This is a genomic window from Kitasatospora sp. NPDC058115, from assembly GCF_042884635.1.
GTDB lineage: Bacteria > Actinomycetota > Actinomycetes > Streptomycetales > Streptomycetaceae > Kitasatospora.
This window is the reverse complement of sequence record NZ_JBHVTL010000072.1, coordinates 1-1,175: the sequence shown is the minus strand read 5'-3', so window position 1 is coordinate 1,175 and position 1,175 is coordinate 1. Positions and strand designations below refer to the sequence as shown.

At 42.4% G+C, this 1,175-nt stretch carries 2 protein-coding genes; both read right to left on the bottom strand.

Features of this window, described 5'->3' with window-relative positions; all coding sequences use genetic code 11:
- Window positions 1–3: 3 nt before the first annotated feature.
- Entirely contained in the window at window positions 4–108 is a 105-nt protein-coding gene (locus tag ACFVVL_RS35375) for a plasmid recombination protein (RefSeq protein WP_387682688.1), read from the bottom strand.
- Window positions 109–845: 737 nt separating this feature from the next.
- Window positions 846–1,175, bottom strand: a 330-nt coding sequence (locus ACFVVL_RS35370) for a DUF3967 domain-containing protein (RefSeq protein ID WP_387682685.1), incomplete at its 5' end; no start/stop codon positions are given.

Sequence of the window (1,175 nt, the reverse complement as noted above, 5' to 3'; positions counted from 1 at the left end):
CTCTTAACCTCTTATTTTAACTTTTTCTTCTCGTTGGTTGTGTTTCTGGATCCCCAATATTGCGTCTTTGTGGAACTTTTGCATGCGGATAATCCCATATTTGGCCATCCCTCAATCCCCAATTTTGACCACTGTTCTTAGGGCGAGGATACCACAACTTTAGATTTGGTGTAACGCACTACACCAATTTTTCATCTTCGATAAAATTGGGAGCGCGCTCTACGAGGTAGGCGGTCGGATTCCTCCCTGTGTTTGGCTTCGCCAAAATGAAAAAAGACATCCTCAACGGATGCCCTTTTTCATCAAGACCGTGGACGCCGTCCACCACCTGTAAGGGGAACTCTTCCCCTTAACCCCATCCTAAAAACTCCCCCAACCCCCTCACTTTTTTGAGGGGGCTCCCTCGCCGGTTGGCGTCAAACAAACGCGTTTGTTTGAGTGCCAAGAGGGTCCTGGTGTGGAAAGCTTGTCAATTCCTTAATGCTCCCTACGGTCCGCTTACCATTGACAAGCGCGGAATATAGTACTCTTATTCCTTATAAAACTCTTTTATTCACTTGCCCAAACCAATTGCTAATCCTACTGCACTACCTATTCCAAGGCCTAGGGCGAGATTATCAAAAAGTAAACCAAAAATAGCCCCAAAAGCCAACCCTAGACATATTCCAATTCCTGTTGTTATCCTTTCTTTTTTATCATCAGACAAAAAATATCCCCCCGTTCGAAATTAGAGAATACTCATAACAAAGACCGCCCATTATGTATCAGTGTATAAGGCGGTCTTGATTATATGTATGCTACATGTTTATTCTCAAATTCCCGACATTATTCCCCACGAAATTACATTATTTCCAAAACTCCCACCACTTCTTTTTATCTTCAGCAGCAGCAAGTTGTTTTCTCGTTTCTTGGATTTCACGTATATGGCTCATACTTTGCTGATCCATACGTTCCACAAGCTTTTTATTAAAATCCATTTGTTCATTTAATTGCTTTTTTATCTCCTCAAGACTTTGAGCCATATCATCAATTTTATCTTTGAATTCATGGGCTTGCACGGCCATTTGTGCTGGTTGCATGGGGGGCGTTCCTGTACGTGTGCCATAACGCTCCACTACTTCTAAACACGCGGTTTCTTTGGTTTTTCGTTGGACTTTTACAAGTTGTTTAAACAG

Bases quoted from the DNA above. Each gene is read 5' to 3' on its own strand.
- ACFVVL_RS35375 (WP_387682688.1), bottom strand. From the start codon at position 108: ATGGCCAAATATGGGATTATCCGCATGCAAAAGTTCCACAAAGACGCA.